Consider the following 21,986-nt stretch of genomic DNA (forward strand, 5'->3'; position numbering starts at 1 on the left):
AGATACGCCGCGGTATGTAGGAATAGTCTGCAATTGCTCGAGAAAATCACCTACCAATGCCATAGGAAAAATCCCAAAAAAGGGGAGGACTCCAATCCTCCCCAACTCAAACCCCGTCAACTAAGGTTTATCGTCGTCATACTTGCTACCATCACAATAAATAAATCCCGATGCGATCAGAATAACTTCATAAGAACTTACAAGTGATGGCGTTGGTGATGGCGCTCCGCCTATGGCCACCTCATACCAGACTTCCGCAGCACCGGAATATGTACCAGGAACACTTTCATTGGGTTCAGCAGTGGAATACTTAAGTACGGGATTGAAAGGAGCAACGCGCACTTCAAATCCAGTATCAACCTCTGTATCCAGCACTTTATGTTTTACTATAAATGGGTTCGCAGCAGGATTTGGCGTAACACCCGGAAAATCTGAATAGCCCTTAAAGAAAATCTCGACTTCCGTATCCTCAGGTAAGTAGACTGGATCGGATTTTACGAAGACAGTAATCCCGTGATCAGCGCCGCTTGTACTAGGACAGCCTAACCTGCCGTTTCTTGTACCTCTGACCTCTGGCGCAGCGAGTACGATTTTTATTGCCCCAAAAGTGACATCTGTCTCTTCTGACCTTGGAGTGTTCACACTACCAATTGTCGTCACTGTCCAATAAGCGTCGAATGAACCACCGGGAGTTACATCTTTAATAACATCCCACGGGAGAGGATGCACCTTGGTCTTACCCTCGTCGCCATTCTGCAAGAAAATAGCGGGCGGAACAAATTTACCGCCAACAAAAACCTTTACTTCCTGACCATCTTGAGGCTGCCTGCCAACTTCATCCCATAATTCAATTTCAATTGTACAATCTTTCTCAAAGTCCTCCGGCGTCAATTCGTTCTCCCTATCCAATTCACCGAACACTTTCAATTTCTTCATTGTCGGGTTGACAGGATCTGGATGATTCGGGTTCGTCGGGCCTGCATATTCGAAGTTAGCAAGAACATCCACGGTTTTTGGAGTTCCGACAGGCAACGGGCCACGTGCCAAAGCGCATGTAACTGTTATTAGCTGATCGCCCCCGGCTGCATCATCATACTTTTTGGCCAGGTCAGACTTAAGTATCGGCACTGAATAAGAAGTTTCTGAACCAGCTATATCATCATAAATTAAAAGATCACCATAATAAAGCACGTAGAGATCATCATCCTGAACATCGGTTCCCCTTGCAAACTCGGCCGTGACACCTGCGGCAGCATCTTCAATTGTTATCACCGGATCCGCTTTCGGAACTGTAATATCTGCCAGCACCGGCGGTGGCAATAACGCCACGGACTTCCCTGCCGGAATGGACATATTACTCACATTATGCGCAAAGTCGGTCAGCCTGCACCAAATATAAACAGTATCACCTTTTAACTTGGCCACTTCAGCGATGGGTATAGTGACTGAGCCGTCCGCGGGCAACATCCCGCTGATGACAGGTAGAAATGGTGGCACAGCGGAGTACTGCGAACTCATCCAGACTTCAAAACTGTCGCCATAGGGTGGATTCAGTGGATTAACATAAGTTCGATCCACCTGCATGACCAAACCCGCCGGGTGATCGGCAATAAGCTTGTCAGTGATGGGCCCAGCCCACGCGGCAGGCCATGTCATGACTTTAAGTCGCGCTTTTACATTTGTTGTCTCGTTTTGCCCCGGTGCAAAACGATCGACTATAAACTTTGTGGGGAACGTTTCAATAGGGTTAATGCCGGCCAAGTAAATAACGGCCCAGACGTAATAAGTTGAAGGACCTGGTACAGCGGGATCATCATCCAGCCAAGGTCCACTGGGTACTACAACGTCTACAGGCAGTCCGTTGGCTGGCCCGGCAGGTTCATCTTCTAGAACGGTGCCGTCATGTTTCGGGTCAGTCGGAGCCGCGTCTTTTAGAATTCGGAAATCATATTCATCAATATCCAGTCTGCCGGTCCATGAGGGAATCTGTACCTTGAGCGCAGTTCCTACCGGGATGAGTTCGATTGGCAGCGTGCCGTCCTCCAGCATGCCGTCAATAGTAGGTGCTGGCTCGGTCAAAGCGCCTTCCGGCCGTTTGCCCAATGGACGCACTTTGGATTTTCCACTGTATGCATTGCTCATGTTTTCGCTCCAATTAATTGTTCAGTCACCACCACATCTTCATCAATTTTATTCTCCTCAACTTTCGGCGGGCCACAGGGTTCATCTTGTCCTACGACGACCCTGTCAATTCTCAGTAACCCAACTTTCGACTTTCGGATCACTTGGCCGTTACGCTCCAGAAAACACCGTGCCAGTGCAGAGGCCTTGTTTACCATAGGCTCAATATGAGGATCGAAAGGCCAGACCCGAACCTCCACACCACTAGCAAGTTCTTCCTGAGTTTCTATTTTTTTACGTATTTCTTTATAAGTTTTCGCTATTGGCGTCCCACTTCCGTTCGGACTGTAATAACCATTCCATGTCACAACGAGTACATCGCCTAGATCAAATGCCGGATCAGGCGCAATCAAAACAAAAACCCCATCCCATAACGGCGGTTCAGAAGCGCAATGCAGCCATCCCCATGCGTCCGCGCCTTTAAACTTTGGCGCCGCTATATTTACCGGAGATGCATCTATGGTCAGCTTACGCTTGAATGATTTATCTTCATTCAAATCTTCAAACCAAACCTCATAATGAACATAAGCGATGCCACTTTTAGTCAGCCATGACGGGTCAATTCTTATAAACATCTTTTCTGGCGGAACAGGGTAAATCAGTTCGTCGTATATCCAGTTGGTTACTCCGTCAAATTCCCATGCAACCTTGAGGCGGTCAACCCTCGGCGGTACATCCGGGAAGTTTGGCTACCGGTCAACTATCACATTCAAACCTTTAACAAGAAGTTCTTCAGGAACATTACCTTCAGGATCATTGACATCAACTCCCTCGACTTCCGGGGCGTCGTAGTCGTAGATAGCGATCGAAGATAGTGGGACAGATGCATTTCCTGATGCCCCCTTATAAATAACCATGCCATTTCCTTCCGAGAGTGAAAGACCAAGCAGATTCAAATTCACGTCAGATAATTAAGCTCGCCTTGTTCAGACCGGTCTACTGTCATATCTGACAGGTTTCGCTACCGTTTGTCGGTTTTACCTCAAGGCCAAGGTACGTAAAACTTGACTAATTTTTATTTTTTGCCCCTACTGAAACCGGTTTCAGCATTAGTTCAATAACAACAAGGTCCATCGATGAACGACTTCTCAGTCGCCCAGCGCAACCGCGTCACCATGCTCGACGTCGCCGAGCGCGCTGGCGTGTCCAAGGCCAGCGTCTCGCGCTTCATCGGCGATGACCGTGCCCTGCTCTCCGATGCCATAGCCCTGCGTATCGAGCAGGCCATCAGCGAACTCGGCTACCGTCCCAACCAAATGGCCCGCGGCCTGAAACGCGGACGCACGCGCCTGATCGGCATGCTCGTCGCCGATATCCGTAACTCTTATTCGATTGCCGTGATGCACGGGGTGGAAACCGCTTGCCGTGCGCACGGTTACAGCCTGGTGGTGTGCAACACCGACCGCGATGACGAGCAGGAACGCCAGCACCTGGCGCTGTTGCGCTCGTACAACATCGAAGGGCTGATCGTGAACACCCTGGGCCATCACCGTGACGAGTTGCACGAGCTGCGCCGCGAGATGCCGCTGGTGTTGGTGGATCGCAAGGTCGACGGGCTCGACAGTGACATGGTCGGGCTGAATAACCCGCAAGCCGTGGAGATGGCGATAACCCACCTTGAACAACGTGGCTATCGGGATCTGGTGCTGGTGACTGAACCGTATGACGGCACCAGTTCGCGGATCGAGCGGGTCAGCAGTTTTCAGGCACAGATTGCTCAGCGCTCGGCGCTGGCTGGGGCGGTGCAGGAAACCGGCGATGATCTGAGCGCACAACTTCAAAACTTCTTGAATACCCCCGGCAATGGCCCGAAAGCGTTGTTTTGCGCCAATGGTGTGGCGGCGCTTGCTGCCACCACGGCGTTGCGGGCGATGGGCTCGCGGTTGTTCGAGGATGTCGGGCTGATCGCCCTGGATGATCTGGATTGGTACCCGTTGGTGGGCAGCGGGATTACCGCGCTGGCTCAGCCGACGGCAGAGATAGGCGCGCGAGCGTTTGAGTGTTTGCTCAAGCGTTTGCGTGGGGATGATGAGGCGGCGCGGGGGGTGGATTTTGCGCCGGTGCTGGTTGAGCGTGGGTCGACTCGTGAGGTTGGTGGTGTTTGAGCTGACGCCTTCGCGAGCAAGCTCGCTCCCACAGGTGACCGCGTTGCAAATGTGGGAGCGAGCTTGCTCGCGAAGGGGCCCGCAAAAACAACACAACACTCACTGATATTTTTTTGAACAAAAATGAAACCGGTTTCAGAGGTCAATAACAATGAACAAACCCGCCGTTTCCATCAGTCTGTCCAGCTACGGCGCCGAGCTTGTGCGCCAACGCGGGCAAGCTTCTTTTATTGATGTTCTGGCTGCGGCCGGGGCCAATCGCATTGAGTGGCGCGAAGAATTGCTGACCCGTGAAGACCCTGCGCAACTGGCCATGGCCACTCAAGCGCTGGGCCTGCAAAGCATCTATTCCTCACCCACCGAACTGTGGCTGGCCGGTCAGGCACAACCGAATCCCGAATTGATCACCGCCCTGCAACAGGCCGAAGCGTTCGGTTCGAAATGGCTGAAAGTGTCGCTGGGCTATTTCACCGACACCAATGATCTGCAAGCCCTGGCTGAACGCTTGAAACACAGTCCGGTGCAGTTGCTGGTGGAAAACGACCAGACCTTGCATGGCGGACGCATCGAGCCATTTCAACGCTTCTTCAACGCTGTCGAGCAGCACAACCTGCCGATCAAGATGACCTTTGACATCGGCAACTGGCAGTGGCAGGACCAGTCCGCCACCAGCGCCGCCCGCCTGCTCGGCCGGCATGTCGGCTATGTGCACTGCAAAGCCGTGGCTCGTCGCGCCGACGGCAAACTGGTTGCTGTGCCGCCCGCCGTCAGTGACCTGCATCTGTGGGAACAACTGCTGCGACACATGGCCCAAGGCGTTATGCGCGCGGCCGAATACCCGTTGCAGGGCGAAGATCTGGTGCAACTGACCACCGAGCATGTCGCCGCCCTCGCCCGCCTCGGCCAATCCCGACTGGAGCCTGCCCATGTCTGAGATCGATATTCTTTCGTTCGGCGAAACCATGGCGATGCTGGTGGCTGAACAAACCGGTGATCTGGCGGCGGTCGAGCACTTCCACAAGCGCATCGCCGGAGCTGACAGCAATGTTGCGATCGGGCTGTCGCGTCTGGGTTTCAACGTCGCCTGGCTGAGTCGGGTTGGCAATGATTCGCTTGGGCGCTTCGTGGTCGAGACCTTGATCAAGGAAGGTCTGGATTGCAGCCATGTCGAGGTCGATCAACAGCACCCGACCGGTTTCCAGTTCAAATCGCGCAATGACGATGGCAGCGACCCGCAGGTCGAGTATTTCCGGCGCGGTTCGGCGGCCAGTCATTTGTCGCCGCAGTCGATCACGGCCAGTTTGCTGAGTGCTCGCCATCTGCACGCTACCGGCATTCCTCCTGCGTTGTCGGCCTCGGCGCGGGAGATGTCCTTTGAATTGATGACACGCATGCGCAATGCCGGGCGCAGTGTGTCGTTCGACCCGAATCTGCGCCCGAGCCTGTGGGCCAGCGAGCGCGAAATGATCAGTGAGATCAACCGCCTCGCCGCCCTCGCCCATTGGGTGTTGCCGGGGCTGAGTGAAGGCCGCTTGCTGACCGGTTTTGACGATCCGGCGGACATTGCGGCGTTTTATCTCGATCAAGGTGCAGAGGCCGTGGCGATCAAGCTTGGCCCGGAAGGCGCTTATTACCGAACGCATCTGGCGTCGGGATTTGTCGCCGGTGTGCCAGTGGCGCATGTCGTCGACACGGTCGGTGCCGGTGACGGCTTTGCGGTGGGGATGATCAGTGCCCTGCTCGAGCACCAGAGTTTTGCCGAGGCGGTGCAGCGTGCGAACTGGATTGGCAGTCGGGCGGTGCAGAGTCGCGGGGATATGGAGGGCCTTCCAACCCGGGCTGAACTTGATCGATCGTTCCCACGCTCCAGCGTGGGAATGCATACCGTGACGCTCCGCGTCACAGAGGACGCGGAGCGTCCTTAGAGGCGTTCCCACGCAGAGCGTGGGAACGAGAAGTTGTTTGAACCTGCTGCGACAAAAACAACAAGCTCAGGAGCAAGACCCATGAAAACCGCAACCCTCGCCACCCGCCGCTGGTGGTACATCATGCCCATCGTGTTCATCACCTACAGCCTGGCGTATCTCGATCGCGCCAATTACGGTTTCGCCGCCGCCTCCGGGATGGCCGCCGACCTGATGATCACCCCGGGCCTGTCATCGCTGCTCGGCGCGCTGTTCTTCCTCGGTTACTTCTTCTTCCAGGTACCGGGTGCGATCTACGCGCAAAAACACAGCGTGAAGAAGCTGATTTTCGTCAGCCTGATTCTCTGGGGCGGTCTCGCCACACTGACTGGCGTGGTCTCCAACGCCTATTGGCTGATCGTCATCCGCTTCATGCTCGGTGTGGTTGAAGCGGCGGTAATGCCGGCGATGCTGGTGTATCTGTGTCACTGGTTCACCCGTGCCGAACGCTCGCGGGCGAACACCTTTCTGATCCTCGGCAACCCGGTGACGATGCTGTGGATGTCGGTGGTTTCGGGCTATCTGGTGCAGCATTTCAGTTGGCGCTGGATGTTCATCATTGAAGGTTTGCCGGCGGTGATTTGGGCGTTTATCTGGTGGCGTCTGGCCGATGATCGTCCGTCTCAAGCCAAGTGGCTCAGTGATCAGGAGAAACAGGATCTGGAAAGCGCACTGGCCGCCGAACAGGTCGGCATCAAAGCGGTGAAGAACTATGCCGAGGCCTTCCGTTCGCCGAAGGTGATCATTCTCGCACTGCAGTTTTTCTGCTGGAGCATCGGCGTCTACGGCTTCGTGTTGTGGCTGCCGTCGATCCTCAAGGCCGGCGCGCAAATGGACATGATCGAGGCCGGCTGGCTGTCGGCGCTGCCGTATCTGGCGGCGGTGATTGGCATGCTGTTGGTGTCGTGGGGTTCGGACAAGTTGCAGAAGCGCAAACGCTTTGTCTGGCCGCCGCTGCTGATCGCGTCCATCGCATTTTACGGTTCCTACGCACTGGGCGCTGAACATTTCTGGTGGTCGTACACGCTGCTGGTGATTGCCGGCGCGTGCATGTACGCGCCGTACGGTCCGTTCTTTGCCATCGTTCCGGAGATTCTTCCGGCCAACGTCGCCGGTGGCGCGATGGCGTTGATCAACAGCATGGGCGCGCTGGGTTCGTTCGGCGGCTCGTACCTGGTGGGTTATCTGAACAGCTCCACCGGTTCGCCCGGTGCTTCGTATCTGCTGATGAGCGGCGCACTGCTGCTGTCGGTGGTGCTGACAATTTTTCTCAAGCCCGGCGCCAGTGATCGCGTCGTCGCCAAAGCCGTTGCCACGCCTGCCGTGCCGGCGCATTCCTGAAGAGACTTTTGCCATGAAAAAACAGGTCGTGTTGTACAAGAAGCTTTCGCCCGCGCTGATGGCGCGTTTGCAAGAACAGTGCGAGGTGACACTGATCGACAGCCTCGACGCCGACGGTCTGATGCAACTGCGCGATGCCCTGCCCCGTGCCCACGGTTTGCTTGGTGCCAGCCTGAAACTCGACGCGGCGTTGCTCGATCTCGCGCCGCAACTCGAAGCTATCGCCAGCGTTTCGGTGGGGGTCGACAACTACGACATCGATTACCTGAACCAACGCCAGATCCTGCTCAGCAACACCCCGGACGTGCTCACCGAAACCACCGCCGACACCGGATTCGCGCTGATCCTCGCCGCTGCCCGGCGTGTGGTCGAACTGGCGAACATGGTGCGCAGCGGTCAATGGAGTCGCAACATCGGGCCGGCGCATTTCGGCACCGATGTGCATGGCAAGACGCTGGGAATTATCGGCATGGGCCGCATCGGCGAGGCGCTAGCCCAGCGTGGGCATTTCGGTTTCGGCATGCCGGTGATCTATCACAGCCAGTCGCGCAAACCGGCGGTCGAGGAACGATTCGATGCGCAATACCGCAGCCTCGAAGATCTGCTCAAGCAGGCCGATTTCATTTGCCTGACCTTGCCGCTGACGGCGCAGACTGAAAAGTTGATTGGCGCCGAGCAGTTTGCGCTGATGCGCCCGGAAAGCAACTTCATCAATATTTCGCGAGGCAAGGTGGTAGATGAGGCGGCGATGATTGATGCACTGCGCCATCAGCGGATTCGTGCGGCGGGGCTGGATGTGTTCGAACGAGAGCCGTTGCAGCATGACTCGCCGTTGTTGCAGCTGAATAATGTGGTGGCGACGCCGCACATGGGCTCGGCAACGCATGAAACGCGCGAGGCGATGGCGCGGTGTGCGGTGGAGAACCTGTTGGCCGCGCTGAAGGGAGAGAAGCCGGCGAATCTGGTGAATCCATCGGCCTGGCAGAGCTGAGACCTGATCGTTCCCACGCTCTGCGTGGGAATGCAGCCCGGGACGCTCTGCGTCCCTTCTATGAGCTGGAACGCAGAGCGTCCCTTGAGGCATTCCCACGCGGAGCGTGGGAACGATCAAACACAAAACCATCAGGCACTGCGCATCTGCAGAAGCTGCGCCGCACAAAGCGCAATCCGCGCACAGGCATCCGCCAGTTTCACCCGATCCAGCACCAAACCAATCCTGATATGCCCCGCCGCACTCGGCCCGAACGCCTCACCGGCGAGGACCGAAACCCCATAGCCCTCCAGCAACTGCTCGGCAAACGCCTGAGCGCCCAACCCGGTCTGGCGCACATCGACCATCACAAACATGCCGCCATCGGGGCGAATCGGGTACAGCCCCGGACAACCATTCAAACGCTCGCAGACCAGGTCCCGGCGAAGACGATATTCGTCGCGCATCTGCGTCACTTCCGGCAAATCGGTTTCCAGCGCTATCTGCGCGGCCTTCTGCACAAAGTCCGGCAGACCGAAGAGCATGCTCAGCGACAGATTCACCAAATGTTCGGCCAGCGATTTCGGCCCGATCATCCAGCCGATGCGCCACCCAGTCATGGCGTGGGATTTCGACAGGCTGTTGATCGTCGCCGTGCGTTCGGCCATGCCCGGCAAACTCGCCGGACTGACGTGCTGACCTTCGTAGAGCAGCTCGCTGTAGACCTCGTCGCTGATCATCCACAAGTCATGCCGCACGCACAGAGCCGCCAGTTCCTGCCAGATCAGCAGTGACAGGCTCGAACCGCTCGGATTGTTCGGACTGTTAAGCAGCATGGCGCGGGTTTTCGGTGTGATGCGCGTAGCGACATCGCCCGGATCGACGCGAAAACCGTTTTCCGGGCGCACCGGCACCGGCACCACCGTCGCGCCGCAAGCGCCGAACACGCCTTCGTAGGTGACATACATCGGTTCGGCGACGATCACTTCATCGCCCGGATCGAGCAAGCATTGCGCCACCGAATACACCGCGCATTGCGCGCCGGGCATGACGATCACATGGTCGGCATCGACCGCCTGTCCGCTGCGCCGCCGATGGCGTTCGGCAATCAGCTTGCGCAGTGCCAAACGACCACGCACTTCGGAATAATGGGTGTCACCGGCCAAGAGGCTGTCGATCGCGCCGTGAACGATCGGCAGTGGCGTATCGAAATCCGGATCGCCCACGCTCAGCAGCAGGATATCGACACCCTCGGCGCGCAACTCCAGCGCTCGGTCGTGAATCTGCCAGGCGGCTGCTCCCTCGCCGGCGATTCGTTGGGTCAAGGCTGAATAGCGCATGTACGTCTCCTGATTGCGCGGTCTCCAGCCTTCACCGTATCTCAAATCACGAAACGCGCCACCATGGCATTCAAATCGACGGCCAGACGCGACAGTTCGTGGGTTGCGGCGCTGGTCTGGTTGGCTCCAGCGGCAGATTGCGTGGCCAGATCGCGGATATTGACCAGGTTGCGATCGACTTCACGCGAAACTTGCGCCTGTTCTTCCGAAGCGCTGGCGATCACCAGGTTGCGCTCGTTGATCTGATGGATCGACTGGGTGATCTGCTCCAGCGCCACACCGGCCGCGCGGGCCATTTCCAGGGTGGATTGGGTGCGCTGGTTGCTTTGCTGCATCGACGAAACCGCTTCACCGGTGCCGTTCTGAATGCCGGCGACCATTTTTTCGATTTCCTGAGTCGACTGCGCGGTGCGATGGGCCAGTGCGCGCACTTCGTCCGCCACCACCGCGAAACCCCGTCCGGCCTCACCGGCACGCGCCGCTTCAATCGCCGCGTTGAGTGCCAGCAGGTTGGTCTGTTCGGCGATGGCGCGGATCACGTCGAGAACTTTGCCGATGTCACGGCCCTGTGCGGCCAGGCCTTCGATCATTTGCGCGGTGTTCTGCACGTCGTGGGTCATGGTCTGGATCGCGTCGACGGTTTTTACAACTTGGTCGCGGCCTTCACGGGCGGCGTGGGTCGACTGGTTCGAAGCTTCGGAAGTCGACACGGCGTTGCGCGCGACTTCCTCGACGGCGGCGGTCATTTCGTTGACGGCCGTGGCGGCTTGTTCGATTTCGTTGTTCTGCTGCTGCAAGCCACGGGAGGCTTCTTCGGTCACCGCGCTGAGTTCTTCGGCAGCGGCGCCCAGTTGCGTGGCGGAACCGGCGATCTGTTCGATGGTTTTGCGCAGGTTGCTCTGCATGGCGGCGAGCGCTTCGAGCAGGCGCGCGGGCTCGTCTTTGCCGTCGATTTCGATGACTTTGGTGAGGTTGCCGTCTGCGATGGTTTGCGCGGCCTGCACGGCGCGGTTCAGCGGCGCGACGATGCTGCGGGTCAGCAGCAAAGCGAGCAACACCGTGGCCAGTGCGGCAAACACCGATACGATGATGATGCCGGTAATGGCGCTGTCGTAATGTTCGCCGGCCTCATTGGAGGCGGTTTTCGCGTCCGCGGCATTGATCGCGATGAGTTTGTTGAGCTGCTCGCCCATCTGATCAGTGCCGTCCTTGATTCGCGTGTTGATCAAGGTGCGCATCTCATCGACTTTGTCCTGGCGCGACAGCTCCATCATCTGGTTTTGCGCTTGCAGGTAGTTATCGAGCGTTGCGGCGAAAGCCCGATATTGTGCGGTCTCATCGGCGCCAGCCGGCAGCGCGGCGTAACTGGCCTGGGCGCTGCGGACCTTGTCGACCAGCACGCCGATGCGCGTCTGGGCTTCCTGCAAACCTGCCGGATCACGGTTGACCAGAATACGGAACGACAGAATGCGCAGGCGCAGGACGTTTTCTGTCACGACGCCGAGATAGCCAACGCTGGGCAGTTGATTCGTCGCCATGTCGATGGACGCCTGGCGGATGGTTGTCATGCGGTTAACGGCGAACACGCCGAGCACGACCACCAGCAAGGCGATAAAGGCAAAACCGAGGAAGGCACGGGGCGCGATATTCAGGTTACGCAAGGACATAGTTGGACTCTCGGATGAAAGAAAGCTACCAGCGTCCATGCCGTGATCACTGGCCCGGGGGGCGGGCTTCAGTCCGGCGTCACTGTTTGAGGATGTCTTGTGCGCGCCTGTTAACTGTATCGGCCAGGCTTTAGGAATATTGCGGGTCAAGGGCAATTATTTTTCAGGATGTTACAAGATTGAAACACCCTGTGGACCTGTTTCACCCGTTGTGTTTCGCCATCTGCCAGACGCGTGCGATGTCGGTAGCGCGTTCGCGCAACAAACGCGGAGCCTCCGCACAGGCCTGCTCCAGCGTCATCGGGCCACTGGTCACGGCGAATGCCGCATCGATGCCGTGATCGTAGAGTTCCTGATAACCCTCGCCCAAGGTGCCGGCGATGACAATCACGGGTACGCCCTGCTGTTTGGCAATCCGCGCCACCCCGAACGGCGTCTTGCCGCGCAAGGTCTGGGCATCGAAGCGCCCTTCCCCGGTGATTACCAGATCGGCACCTTTAACCGCTTCGCCGAGGCCGACCAGTTCGGCAACCACTTCCACCCCGGCCTGAAATTGCGCGCCGAGAAAAGCCTTGGCCGCGAACCCCAAACCGCCCGCCGCGCCACTGCCCGGCTCGTCACGAACGTCTTTGCCCAGCGCTTGTGCGCACAGCTCGGCGAAATGCCCCAAGGCCCGATCGAGTTGCTGCACCTGCGCCGGTGATGCGCCTTTTTGCGGGCCGAAAATCGCCGAAGCACCGTGCGGGCCACACAGCGGGTTGTTGACGTCAGCGGCGATATCGAAACGCACCTGCGCCAGACGTGGATCGAGTTCACTCAGGTCCAGCCGCGCCAGTTGCGCCAATGCCAAACCACCGGGCACCAGCGCCTGATGCTGCGCATCGAGCAACTTCACGCCCAATGCCTGCATTGCGCCGGCGCCGCCATCGTTGGTCGCACTGCCACCAATCGCCAGAATGACCCGTTGCGCGCCGACATCCAGCGCGGCCCGGATCAGTTCGCCGGTGCCGAAGGTGCTGCTGATGCAGGCGTCGCGCTGCCCCGGGGGCACCAGTTGCAGGCCGCTGGCCTCGGCCATTTCGATGATTGCGGTGTGATTGTGTGGCAACCAGCCCCACGCGGCATCGACCGGCGCGGCCAACGGACCGCGCACACGGGTGCGGCGCAGTTCGCCTTCGCAGGCGGCCAGAATCGACTCGACCGTGCCTTCGCCACCGTCAGCCATCGGGCATTTGATCAGGGTGGCCTGCGGCCAGACTTGCGCCAAACCAAGGGCAATGGCTTCGGCGACACCTTGGGCACTCAGGCTGTCCTTGAACGAGTCGGGGGCGATGACGATCTTCATGGGAATTCTCCGTTTGCAATGCCCCTCATGCTGCCAGTCGGCCCGCGCCTTGACGCCGGTCCGCTGCACAAGTGGCGGGGGCGTTTATTGTTCATTTTCACAAAAAGATTTTTGTTGAAGGCGTCCTGAAGAACACCTCATGCCGACAGGTCAGTCTGCGGCAGCAGCTGCACCCCCAGATAAAGCGCCAGCATCCCGTCCAGCCTTAACGGATCGACCCCACTCAACTCGGCAATCCGCTCCATCCGATAACGCAAGCTGTTGCGATGAATCCCCAACGCATCGGCGCACGCCTGACTCTGGCCATCGTGCTCACACCAACTGCGCAGGGTCGCGAGCAACTGACCGTTGCCGTCCTTGGCGATCACTTTGCGCAACGGTTTGAGCAATTCGTCGAGCGCATCATCGTTGCGATGGCGCCACAACATCACCGGCAATCGATAGCGGTTCAGCGTCAGCAAACGCGAGTGCGGCAACACCTCCCGGCCATAGGCAAGCAAGTCGCCGACCCGTCGATAACAACGACGCAACCCGGCGAGCCCATCGGCCTGCCCGCCCACGGCAATACGCACCACCTTCCAGCCAAGACCGTCGAGCTTTTCCAGCAAACGGTCGTGCTCGACGGTCTGACTCGCCGGCCGACACCACAGCAGCGATGACTTCGCCGAACTCACGCACCAGCTATCGGGATAGCGCGACATCAGCCAGGCGCTCAACGCCTCGACGGTTTGCCCCGGCCCATGCTCAAGGCCTAGCTCAAACAGATACGGCACTCGCGTCAGTTGCGGCTTCAGTCCGAGTTGTTGCGCTTCATCGACCAGACGCGGCGAGTCCCCTGCTTCGCTCAACAGCAATGCCAGCAAGTCATCACAACGCTGGCGCCGCCATTGCTGCTCGGCCTGCTGATTGCGCTGGCCGACGAGCATTTCGGCGGTCATGCGCACCAGTTCGGCATACGTTCGCAGTTGCTCCGGTTCGCCGGTAATGCCGAGCACACCGATCAAGCGCTGATCAAGCAACAACGGCAGATTGATACCCGGCTGCACGCCTTTGAGATGCACAGCGGTTTGCGCGTCGATCTCGACCACGCGACCATTGGCCAGCACCAGTTGCGCGCCTTCGTGGCGGGTGTTGATGCGCTCCGGTTCGCCGCTGCCGAGGATCAGCCCCTGGCTGTCCATGACGTTGACGTTGTAAGGCAAAATGGCCATGGCCCGGTCGACGATGTCCTGGGCGAGGTCGTGGTCGAGTTCGAACATAACGGCGGCAATCCTTGATTTATCGCGCTGGCGGTTGTTCACCCGCACAGGGTCTGACGGCAAACCCTGTGCTCAGGCACAAAGACAATCCGGCCAAAGGTGACCGAGACTCTCGGGGCGATCAACGTTACCCTTTGCATCGCAAAAAATCATAATAAAGAGAGAGCCGCTATGTCGCAGAGCGCCGCAGCTACCCTGACCATCGATGACGATAAAAACGCCGTCTACAAACGCATCACCCTGCGTTTGATTCCCTTCATTTTCATCTGCTACTTGTTCAACTACCTCGACCGGGTCAACGTTGGATTCGCCAAACTGCAGATGCTCGACGCGCTGAAGTTCAGCGAAACCGTGTACGGCCTCGGTGCCGGTATCTTCTTCATCGGCTACGTGCTGTGCGGCGTGCCGAGCAACCTCGCGTTGACCAGATTCGGTCCACGGCGCTGGATTGCCGTGATGATGATCACTTGGGGCACGCTGTCGACCTGCCTGTTGTTCGTCACCACCCCGACCGGGTTCTACACCCTGCGCCTGTTTACCGGTGCGGCCGAAGCCGGGTTCTTCCCGGGCGTCGTGCTGTACCTCTCGCAGTGGTTCCCGACCTTCCGCCGTGGCCGGATCATGGCGTTGTTCATGTCGGCGATCCCGGTGTCCGGTCTGCTCGGCAGCCCGTTCTCAGGCTGGATTCTCAATCACTTCGCGGCAGGCCAGGGCGGTCTGGCCGGCTGGCAGTGGATGTTTCTGCTGCAAGGCATACCGACGGTGATCCTCGGCGCCCTCGCCTATTTCCTCCTGAGCGACAGCTTCGCCAACGCCAAATGGCTGAGCCCGCATGAGCGTGCAGTGCTGGAAGCGGATCAGGCCGAAGACCTGGCGAACAAGCCGAAAACCACCTCCGACTCGCTGCTGGCAGTGTTCAAGAACCCGGCGATCTGGGCGTTTGGCCTGATCTACTTCTGCATCCAGAGCGGCGTGTACGCGATCAACTTCTGGCTGCCGTCGATCATCAAGAACCTTGGCTTCAGCGATAACCTGGTGATCGGCTGGCTGAGTGCGATTCCGTATCTGCTGGCGGCGGTGTTCATGCTGGTCGTCGGGCGTTCGGCAGATTTGCGCAAGGAACGCCGCTGGCATTTGGTGGTGCCAATGCTGATGGGCGCGATCGGTCTGGTGATCGCCGTTAACTTTGCGGCGAACCCGGCGATTGCGATTCTCGGTCTGACCATTGCCACCATGGGCGCGTTGACGGGTCTGCCGATGTTCTGGCCGGTGCCGACGGCCATGTTGAGCGCCGGTGCGGCGGCGGGTGGTCTTGCGTTGATCAACTCGATGGGGCAGATGGCCGGTTTCCTCAGCCCGTATCTGGTGGGTTGGGTCAAGGACAGCACGGGGTCTACCGACGCGGCGTTGTATCTGCTCGCGGGGGTGATTGTTGGTGGGAGTCTGCTGGCGCTGCGCATGACGCGGACGTTGCGCGCTTGAGGTTTTGATGCACGGAAGAACGGCCCTTTTTCAGGGCCGTTTTTTATTGGGTGTCTGGCTTGGAGTTTGTGCTGTTCTGTCAATTTGTTCCCCCTCACCCCAGCCCTCTCCCCCAAGGGGGGCGAGGGGGAAAGGGAGCCGATCTGCGTGCTTTCCAATGTCTGAGTTCGACTTGAAATTGAACTTTGGTGTGACTTGTTCAAACACCTCGGTCAGTCCCCTCTCTCCCATCGGCGGCAAGGGAAAGGGAGCCGACTTGGACGCTTTTCAAAACCTGAATTCAACTCGGTATTGCACGTCGGCGTACCTCATTCAAACACCTCGGTCAGTCCCCTCTCCCTCCGGGAGAGGGTTAGGGTGAGGGGCTTCTAATGCATCTGCACAAAAATCTGCGCAATCCCCTCGCCCGGCACCTGCGCCAGTTGATAGGGCAAACCACTGTCACGCACCCACTGCAACACCGCTTGCGCCGGCTCATCAGTACGAAACGCGATGTGGCTGCGTACAGTGTCATCAGGGATCGGCCGCTCGATCACATGCACCATCGCGTGCTCATCCTGATACAGCCAACGCCCGGGAAACGGAAACGCCGGCCGCCGCCCCGGTGCCAGTCCGAGCAACAGGGCGAAACCATCCTGCAAGGTCTGCCCATCAGCGGTATTGAACGCCAGATGATCGAATGTCCAGCTCATGCGTCTCTCCTGCAATTATTGACTGATTGCAGTATCCATCCTTGCCAATCACGGAAAAATCCCGCAAAAACGCAAATCACTATGTCGCATCACACGCTTCTGGTTGGTTGTTCCCACACGCAGCAAAGGAACGCAGCCCAGGACGCTCTGCGTCCCAGCCAGAGCCGAACGCGGAGCGACCGTTGAGGCATTCTCACGCAGTGCGTGGGAATGATTACAGCTCAGATCTCCAGCAAGCACCAAGCGGTCCATTTATAAGGGTAATTAATGCTATTGAACGAATAGTCGGGGCGCAGATATGCGCCCCATGCCCCATAGGTAGCGCAACCCCATATATTCGTGGAACGGAGTGGAGGTGAGTAAACGCGAACAATATCGTTTCTGAAGATACGGTCGTAGATGTGACGACCTCCCAACGAATTCCTCCATGCTTCAGCCTCGAGAAAGTCCATCGTCTGGTCACTGATCTGCAGCCTGTAAACATTCGTAACAGCCGCCAGGTAGTTGACTGTTTCACCCTCTCGATCCGTGACGTATATCGTCGCAACCCCCTGCTTGAGTCCCGTCACCTTACCTGCTGAAGACACAGGTGCAGTCAGCGGATCCGATGACGCATAGTCATATGGTGGTACCCCGCCCGAAGGAACCCGAACGCCCGTATTACCAATCGAATCCTCACCGGTTTTCGGCCATTGCGGCACCTTCACCGAGAATCCGTCCAGCTTCATCTGCGTCCGGTCAATGCTTAGCGCCAAACGCTCGATCTGCCAAGGATCTGACTCGAATTGATTCCCGGTTTTTTCTTTCACGGTAAAGCTGTGCGATCCCACCGCAATCGGTATCAACCTGCTCTGCCACTTATAGTTCGCTACTGTTTGAATTTCCTCAATAAACACCCCGCCATCAAAGAGTTGCACCACCATCCCCGCCAGCGCAGAGCCTGACAACACCACTCTATTGTCCGAAACCGTGCCGCCGTTTTGCAGATCCACTCCAGACGAATTTTTAACCTCCGTAATGACCGGTTTTACAATCACCCGCGCCCGAGCAACTTTCGACGTCGCAATAACGACGCCCCCACGAACCTGCTCATACGTGACGGCGACTTTACTGTCGGCAATGACCTTGGCATTGGGAATCATCAACCGGTGCACGAAAGGAAGTCGGCCGACAGGCTCGTCTCTTGGATATTCAACGACGGGGCCGGTATTTGGTGTCGCGGTGTATTTCATCCGGAGGGTGTCGCCGGTTGCCCAGACAGGCTCAAGAACATGGACCTGGACGGTCAGGTCCTTGCTGCCCAGTTTGTTCAAATCAATGGTGTCTGGAGCATCATTTGGGTCATCGGGATCCTCAGCAATATCGGGAGCTGCCAGCCGTGTGCCCTTGAGATCGACCACGACCCGGATCGCCGCCGACCATGGCGAATTCAAGTCGGCACCGTTGCCAATCTGATCGCTCACGGTATAAGAAAAAGCGAACTGCGGATGATCGCCTGCTGCCTCCAAGTCGGCTTTATCGAGTAACAGACCGAGCCGGGTCGGCACGCTAGTGGGTGTGGCTGGAGCCTCGTCAGGGTGCACTTCACGCGATACATCATGACCATTACAGTTAAGCAATATTCTGTCGTAGGCCCGGCAGTAAGGGTAGGAGAAGTAAACCTGCACGCCCTGCGCTGCCCTGTCGGCATCAACACCGTCGTCAATCAGGTCTTGAGGCAGTACGAGTTCGAGTTCGGAATGTCCTTCATCACCGTCGATCTGGTCGTCCATGCCCGGCCGGATAGCGTTGTACAAAATCGTCAGTGGTGGTTCCGAAGTGCCTTCATTACTGCTCCCGCGAACGACTGTATACGTAAGTTTGTTGAGGTAGCCGGGATCTGACCTCAACTTGTTTTTGGGTATATAGAGCACCACCGAATCATCAGTGGATTGGGTCTGGGTGCTGGCAATATTAGTTTCACCGTTCAAATTGAGCTGAACAGTGTCCAGCGGTGCTTGACCCAGGTAGGAATCAACGATGACCTTAGCGCCGCTTGGCGTCAGGTCATAAAACTGCTTTGCAATACCGCAGTCTGCGCCGGCCACAGACTTGTTGCTGTCCGGCAGGTTCGGCGGATAAAGAGCTAGTACAGACTCATCGGATGTCGCTGGAAAACAAGGTTGATTAGTCATGGAACACTCCTGACCTGGCTCATGGAATAGGGCATTTGGGGCTAGCCCCGTCGTTCAGGATCAGGCTCCATTTATCCGACAACTGCCTACTGTCATATCTGACAGTCAAGACGAATGGTCACTCACTGAACGCAATCTGGCCCGCAGTCCGAGTAACAAATCTCTTTGCCGACACGTCTCGCTTCTGCTATTTGATTACCCCTTTCCCACCGACAAAAGGATTTCGGCATGAGCTATCGCACACTCGGTCACTCGGGCTTGCAGGTGTCCACCCTCACCCTCGGCACGATGATGTTTGGCGAGCAGACCAGCGCTGAGGATTCGCTGCGTATCATCGACAAGGCCCGGGATCAGGGGATCAATTTCATCGACACCGCCGACGTCTATACCAACGGTCGGTCCGAAGAGATCGTCGGTGAAGCGATTGCCCGGCATCGGCAGGAGTGGGTGCTGGCGACCAAGGTCGGTTTCGGCCCGGTGGACGGTGTGCCGAATCGCAGCGGTTTGAGCCGCAAACACATCTTCAATGGCATCGATGCCAGCCTGACCCGGCTCGGTACCGACTATCTCGACATTTATTACCTGCACCGCGAAGACCACAACACGCCGCTGGAGGTCAGCGTGTCGGCGATTGGCGACCTGATTCGTCAGGGCAAGATTCGTTATTGGGGGCTGTCCAACTATCGCGGCTGGCGGATTGCCGAGGTGATTCGCGTCGCCGACAAACTCGGCGTTGATCGCCCGGTGATCAGTCAGCCGTTGTACAACATCGTCAACCGCCAGGCCGAGACCGAGCAGATCACTGCCGCTCAAACCTACGGCCTTGGCGTAGTGCCTTACAGTCCGCTGGCCCGCGGCGTACTCAGCGGCAAGTACGCTCCCGATGTGAAACCGGACGCCAACAGCCGCGCCGGACGTCAGGACAAGCGCATTCTGGAAACCGAGTGGCGCGTAGAGTCGCTGCGTATCGCCCAAGAGATTCAGCAGTACACCGAACAGCGCGGGGTCGGGATGGTCGAGTTTGCGATTGCCTGGGTGTTGAACAACAGTGCGGTGACGTCGGCGATTGTCGGGCCGCGAACTGAAGAACAGTGGGATGCCTATACCAAGGCGCAGGCTGTGCAGATCACAGCGCAGGATGAGGCGTTCATCGATTCGCTGGTCACGCCAGGTCACGCGTCGACCCCGGGATTCAACGATGTCAGTCATTTTGTGTCGGGGCGTAAACCACATCAGGCTTAGATTCCCCTGTCCTTTCAACAGCCGATACACTCGGCTGTTTTTCATTGAAACAAACGCGATCAAACGGAATGCATTGATTGTTGGTTCTGAACCAGTCAGGGATTAATAAATGCTCAATCGCCCCGTTGAGGTAGCCGGAAAGCCTTTGCGAGGGCTACTGTTTAAAATATTTGGCGATAAACAGCAGCGCGAGTCTCCTTCACCGGCTGCGACTGCCGGTGATCGCAAACCATCGATCGAGTACCGGGCGGACATCGACGGGCTACGCGCAATCGCGGTGTTGCTGGTGTTGATTTTCCACGGCGGTCTGGCGTTTTTCCCGTCCGGGTTTATTGGCGTCGATATCTTCTTCGTGATCTCGGGTTATCTGACCACCGCGATCATCATGAAATCGCTGAACAACGGTACGTTCACGTTCTCGGGGTTTTATACGCGGCGAATCTGGCGCTTGCAGCCAGCGGTGATTGCGTTGCTGGTCGTGACCCTGACAATCACAACACTGCTGTACCTGCCCGATGACTACGTCGACTTTCTGAAAAGCGAAAAGTACACGTCACTGATCATCTCCAATCAGTACTTTTCCAAAGTCACAACCGGCTACGCCACACCTGATGCGGCCAGCCTGCCGCTGTTGCACACCTGGTCGCTGGCCATCGAATGGCAGTGGTATCTGGCCCTGCCGCTGGGCCTTTGGTTGCTCTATCGCTACCTGGCGAAAAGCCTGTTCAAAGCGGTGGTGCTCGGCTTGACCCTGGCGGCAATGGCGCTCGCGCTGTACTTGTCTTACTCGGTTCCTGACAAAAACTACTACTTCTTCACTGCGCGAATTTTCGAATTGATGATCGGCTCCTGTGCGGTCATTTTCAGCACCGAGAAGTTCAGGCTCAATCGCCTGAGTGCCACGCTGATCTGTGCGCTGTCGCTGGCGACGATCTTCTACTGCGCCACCCTGGACAATATCCTCCCCGGCTTTCCGCGTTATCACGCCATCGCTGTATGCCTCGCTACTGCAGCCTTGCTGTTTCAGGGGGTTGGCGATGCGAGCTTCACTTCGAAACTGTTGGCGTTCAAACCCTTGGTGTTTATAGGCACGCTCTCGTACTCCTTGTACTTGTGGCATTGGCCGATCCTGGCGGTGATGAACTACATGGGCGTCACCCTCACCGCGCCAGCGACGGTCGTTTACTTCGTATCCACGTTCGTCATGGCCTGGCTCTGCTACGTACTGATCGAAAAGCGCTTTCGCAAGGCCAGGCTCGGTTTTGCCAAAACCCTGGTCGTGCTGATGATTCTGCCCGCAATCGGCCTGTCGCTGCTCCACGCGGCCAGCGTCAGACAGGAAGGCTGGCCGGACCGCTTCAACGAAGGCTACAACAACGTGTTCAATGGTTTGAAAGCGTCTGTTCCGGCCACTCGGGAGGGATGCCTGGGTGTCAGTGATGGCGCCGATCCGGGCTGCATAGCGGGCGCCGCGCGGGCCGCACCACAAATATTGCTGATGGGCGATTCGTTTTCGAATCACTACTGGGGCTTTGTCGAAACACTGGCCAGAGATGCCAATCTTGCAGTACTGACACAGGGCTACCCGGCGTGCCTCGCCTTGCCCGGGATCTATATCTACGACGTGAATAAATACACGAACGGGCTGTATCAAAAATGCCAAGACGCCACTCAACGCTATTACGACATGATTGCGAAGCGGCATTTCAAGTATGTAATCGTGGGTCAGTTCTGGGAGGCTTATCTCGACGATGACATCGTCACCAGACTGGATGACCCGCGCAGCCCGGAACTGACGCAACAACGCATCGGGGTCGCCATCCGCAAGGCGCTGGATATCATTGTCGAATCCGGTGCTACGCCGGTTTTTCTGGAAAACACGCTGCCCATGCCTGCGGGGATCAACACCTGCTTGTTGCAACAGGTCAAGCTGCGCGGCTTGATGGGCAGTGCCGAGCAAAGCAGCCTCTGCGCTACGGCGCCCTGGTCAGGTACGAAAGAGCCGGCGCTCGAACAACTGTTCAATGACCTGAAGACCGAGTACCCCGGTTTGATCGTCATTGACCCGAAAATCGTGCAATGCAAAGACGCCGCGTGCATGACCACCGTCGACGGTTTGCCGGTCTATCGTGATATTGGTCACATCACCGATTACGCCTCTTACAAGTTCGGCGAGATGTACCTCATGCGCTTCGGTAATCCGTTGAAGGTTGCGCAGTGATGT

17 protein-coding genes are annotated in these 21,986 nt (G+C 57.6%); 8 read left to right on the plus strand and 9 right to left on the minus strand.

Going from position 1 to position 21,986, the window contains the following annotated elements:
• Nucleotides 1–120 precede the first annotated feature (120 nt).
• The 3 genes from L8H52_RS11575 to L8H52_RS11585 all read right to left on the minus strand — a co-directional run bounded on the left by L8H52_RS11575 (nt 121) and on the right by L8H52_RS11585 (nt 3,038).
• Nucleotides 121–2,142 carry a hypothetical protein gene (locus L8H52_RS11575; protein ID WP_242207145.1) on the minus strand — a complete coding sequence of 674 codons (2,022 nt, stop codon included), beginning with the start codon at nt 2,140–2,142 and terminating at the stop codon, nt 121–123.
• The gene (locus L8H52_RS11580) at nt 2,139–2,756 is read right to left on the minus strand and encodes a hypothetical protein (RefSeq protein WP_242207146.1); all 618 of its coding nucleotides are present in this window, start codon (nt 2,754–2,756) and stop codon (nt 2,139–2,141) included. Before L8H52_RS11580 ends, L8H52_RS11575 begins: the two co-directional genes overlap by 4 nt.
• A 114-nt stretch (nt 2,757–2,870) precedes the next feature.
• Nucleotides 2,871–3,038 carry a hypothetical protein gene (locus L8H52_RS11585; RefSeq protein WP_242207147.1) on the minus strand — a complete coding sequence of 56 codons (168 nt, stop codon included), beginning with the start codon at nt 3,036–3,038 and terminating at the stop codon, nt 2,871–2,873.
• 219 nt (nt 3,039–3,257) lie between these two features.
• Between L8H52_RS11585 and L8H52_RS11590 the strand changes: the two genes are divergently transcribed.
• The 5 genes from L8H52_RS11590 (at nt 3,258) to L8H52_RS11610 (ending at nt 8,582) form a co-directional block, all read left to right on the plus strand.
• The gene (locus tag L8H52_RS11590; protein WP_242207148.1) at nt 3,258–4,286 is read left to right on the plus strand and encodes a LacI family DNA-binding transcriptional regulator; all 1,029 of its coding nucleotides are present in this window, start codon (nt 3,258–3,260) and stop codon (nt 4,284–4,286) included.
• A 151-nt stretch (nt 4,287–4,437) separates the two neighbouring features.
• Nucleotides 4,438–5,220: a sugar phosphate isomerase/epimerase gene (locus L8H52_RS11595; protein ID WP_242207149.1), complete on the plus strand. Its 783-nt coding sequence runs from the start codon at nt 4,438–4,440 to the stop codon at nt 5,218–5,220.
• Nucleotides 5,213–6,211 carry a sugar kinase gene (locus L8H52_RS11600; protein WP_242207150.1) on the plus strand — a complete coding sequence of 333 codons (999 nt, stop codon included), beginning with the start codon at nt 5,213–5,215 and terminating at the stop codon, nt 6,209–6,211. Before L8H52_RS11595 ends, L8H52_RS11600 begins: the two co-directional genes overlap by 8 nt.
• A gap of 81 nt (nt 6,212–6,292) precedes the next feature.
• Complete coding sequence (locus tag L8H52_RS11605; RefSeq protein WP_242207151.1) at nt 6,293–7,591, plus strand: MFS transporter; 1,299 nt, start codon at nt 6,293–6,295, stop codon at nt 7,589–7,591.
• Nucleotides 7,592–7,604: 13 nt separating this feature from the next.
• Nucleotides 7,605–8,582 (plus strand): D-glycerate dehydrogenase, encoded by a 978-nt coding sequence (locus L8H52_RS11610; protein WP_242207152.1) that lies wholly within the window; start codon nt 7,605–7,607, stop codon nt 8,580–8,582.
• Between the two features lie 131 nt (nt 8,583–8,713).
• Here L8H52_RS11610 and L8H52_RS11615 read toward each other — a convergent pair whose 3' ends face one another.
• The 4 genes from L8H52_RS11615 to L8H52_RS11630 form a co-directional block, all read right to left on the minus strand.
• Nucleotides 8,714–9,901 (minus strand): aminotransferase class I/II-fold pyridoxal phosphate-dependent enzyme, encoded by a 1,188-nt coding sequence (locus tag L8H52_RS11615; RefSeq protein WP_242207153.1) that lies wholly within the window; start codon nt 9,899–9,901, stop codon nt 8,714–8,716.
• Between the two features lie 41 nt (nt 9,902–9,942).
• Complete coding sequence (locus L8H52_RS11620; protein ID WP_242207154.1) at nt 9,943–11,568, minus strand: methyl-accepting chemotaxis protein; 1,626 nt, start codon at nt 11,566–11,568, stop codon at nt 9,943–9,945.
• A gap of 202 nt (nt 11,569–11,770) precedes the next feature.
• Nucleotides 11,771–12,913, minus strand: coding sequence for a glycerate kinase (locus L8H52_RS11625; protein ID WP_242207155.1), 1,143 nt, complete (start codon nt 12,911–12,913; stop codon nt 11,771–11,773).
• A gap of 137 nt (nt 12,914–13,050) precedes the next feature.
• Nucleotides 13,051–14,172, minus strand: a complete 1,122-nt coding sequence (locus tag L8H52_RS11630; protein WP_242207156.1) for a sugar diacid recognition domain-containing protein — start codon at nt 14,170–14,172, stop codon at nt 13,051–13,053.
• Between the two features lie 171 nt (nt 14,173–14,343).
• Here L8H52_RS11630 and L8H52_RS11635 point away from each other — a divergent pair, with 171 nt between their 5' ends.
• Complete coding sequence (locus tag L8H52_RS11635; protein ID WP_242207157.1) at nt 14,344–15,654, plus strand: MFS transporter; 1,311 nt, start codon at nt 14,344–14,346, stop codon at nt 15,652–15,654.
• A 368-nt stretch (nt 15,655–16,022) separates the two neighbouring features.
• On the opposite strand, the gene L8H52_RS11640 is transcribed toward L8H52_RS11635, so the two are convergent.
• Together L8H52_RS11640 and L8H52_RS11645 are read right to left on the minus strand one after the other, a co-directional pair.
• Entirely contained in the window at nt 16,023–16,346 is a 324-nt protein-coding gene (locus tag L8H52_RS11640) for a hypothetical protein (protein WP_242207158.1), read from the minus strand.
• Between the two features lie 221 nt (nt 16,347–16,567).
• The gene (locus L8H52_RS11645; RefSeq protein WP_242207159.1) at nt 16,568–18,520 is read right to left on the minus strand and encodes an Ig-like domain-containing protein; all 1,953 of its coding nucleotides are present in this window, start codon (nt 18,518–18,520) and stop codon (nt 16,568–16,570) included.
• A 228-nt stretch (nt 18,521–18,748) separates the two neighbouring features.
• On the opposite strand from L8H52_RS11645, the gene L8H52_RS11650 reads away from it, so the two are divergent.
• Nucleotides 18,749–19,762, plus strand: a complete 1,014-nt coding sequence (locus L8H52_RS11650; RefSeq protein WP_242207160.1) for an aldo/keto reductase — start codon at nt 18,749–18,751, stop codon at nt 19,760–19,762.
• A gap of 109 nt (nt 19,763–19,871) precedes the next feature.
• Complete coding sequence (locus L8H52_RS11655; RefSeq protein ID WP_242207161.1) at nt 19,872–21,983, plus strand: acyltransferase family protein; 2,112 nt, start codon at nt 19,872–19,874, stop codon at nt 21,981–21,983.
• Nucleotides 21,984–21,986 lie beyond the last annotated feature (3 nt).

The sequence above is a fragment of the Pseudomonas sp. CROZ-RG-20F-R04-15 genome (assembly GCF_022662375.1).
In the GTDB taxonomy this organism is placed as follows: Bacteria; Pseudomonadota; Gammaproteobacteria; order Pseudomonadales; family Pseudomonadaceae; genus Aquipseudomonas.

What these genes read in the sequence shown, in the direction of transcription:
- L8H52_RS11575 (WP_242207145.1), bottom strand. Translation starts at nt 2,142, where the DNA reads ATGAGCAATGCATACAGTGGAAAATCCAAAGTGCGTCCATTGGGCAAA.
- L8H52_RS11580 (WP_242207146.1), bottom strand. Translation starts at nt 2,756, where the DNA reads ATGTTTATAAGAATTGACCCGTCATGGCTGACTAAAAGTGGCATCGCT.
- L8H52_RS11585 (WP_242207147.1), bottom strand. Translation starts at nt 3,038, where the DNA reads ATGGTTATTTATAAGGGGGCATCAGGAAATGCATCTGTCCCACTATCT.
- L8H52_RS11590 (WP_242207148.1), top strand. Translation starts at nt 3,258, where the DNA reads ATGAACGACTTCTCAGTCGCCCAGCGCAACCGCGTCACCATGCTCGAC.
- L8H52_RS11595 (WP_242207149.1), top strand. Translation starts at nt 4,438, where the DNA reads ATGAACAAACCCGCCGTTTCCATCAGTCTGTCCAGCTACGGCGCCGAG.
- L8H52_RS11600 (WP_242207150.1), top strand. Translation starts at nt 5,213, where the DNA reads ATGTCTGAGATCGATATTCTTTCGTTCGGCGAAACCATGGCGATGCTG.
- L8H52_RS11605 (WP_242207151.1), top strand. Translation starts at nt 6,293, where the DNA reads ATGAAAACCGCAACCCTCGCCACCCGCCGCTGGTGGTACATCATGCCC.
- L8H52_RS11610 (WP_242207152.1), top strand. Translation starts at nt 7,605, where the DNA reads ATGAAAAAACAGGTCGTGTTGTACAAGAAGCTTTCGCCCGCGCTGATG.
- L8H52_RS11615 (WP_242207153.1), bottom strand. Translation starts at nt 9,901, where the DNA reads ATGCGCTATTCAGCCTTGACCCAACGAATCGCCGGCGAGGGAGCAGCC.
- L8H52_RS11620 (WP_242207154.1), bottom strand. Translation starts at nt 11,568, where the DNA reads ATGTCCTTGCGTAACCTGAATATCGCGCCCCGTGCCTTCCTCGGTTTT.
- L8H52_RS11625 (WP_242207155.1), bottom strand. Translation starts at nt 12,913, where the DNA reads ATGAAGATCGTCATCGCCCCCGACTCGTTCAAGGACAGCCTGAGTGCC.
- L8H52_RS11630 (WP_242207156.1), bottom strand. Translation starts at nt 14,172, where the DNA reads ATGTTCGAACTCGACCACGACCTCGCCCAGGACATCGTCGACCGGGCC.
- L8H52_RS11635 (WP_242207157.1), top strand. Translation starts at nt 14,344, where the DNA reads ATGTCGCAGAGCGCCGCAGCTACCCTGACCATCGATGACGATAAAAAC.
- L8H52_RS11640 (WP_242207158.1), bottom strand. Translation starts at nt 16,346, where the DNA reads ATGAGCTGGACATTCGATCATCTGGCGTTCAATACCGCTGATGGGCAG.
- L8H52_RS11645 (WP_242207159.1), bottom strand. Translation starts at nt 18,520, where the DNA reads ATGACTAATCAACCTTGTTTTCCAGCGACATCCGATGAGTCTGTACTA.
- L8H52_RS11650 (WP_242207160.1), top strand. Translation starts at nt 18,749, where the DNA reads ATGAGCTATCGCACACTCGGTCACTCGGGCTTGCAGGTGTCCACCCTC.
- L8H52_RS11655 (WP_242207161.1), top strand. Translation starts at nt 19,872, where the DNA reads ATGCTCAATCGCCCCGTTGAGGTAGCCGGAAAGCCTTTGCGAGGGCTA.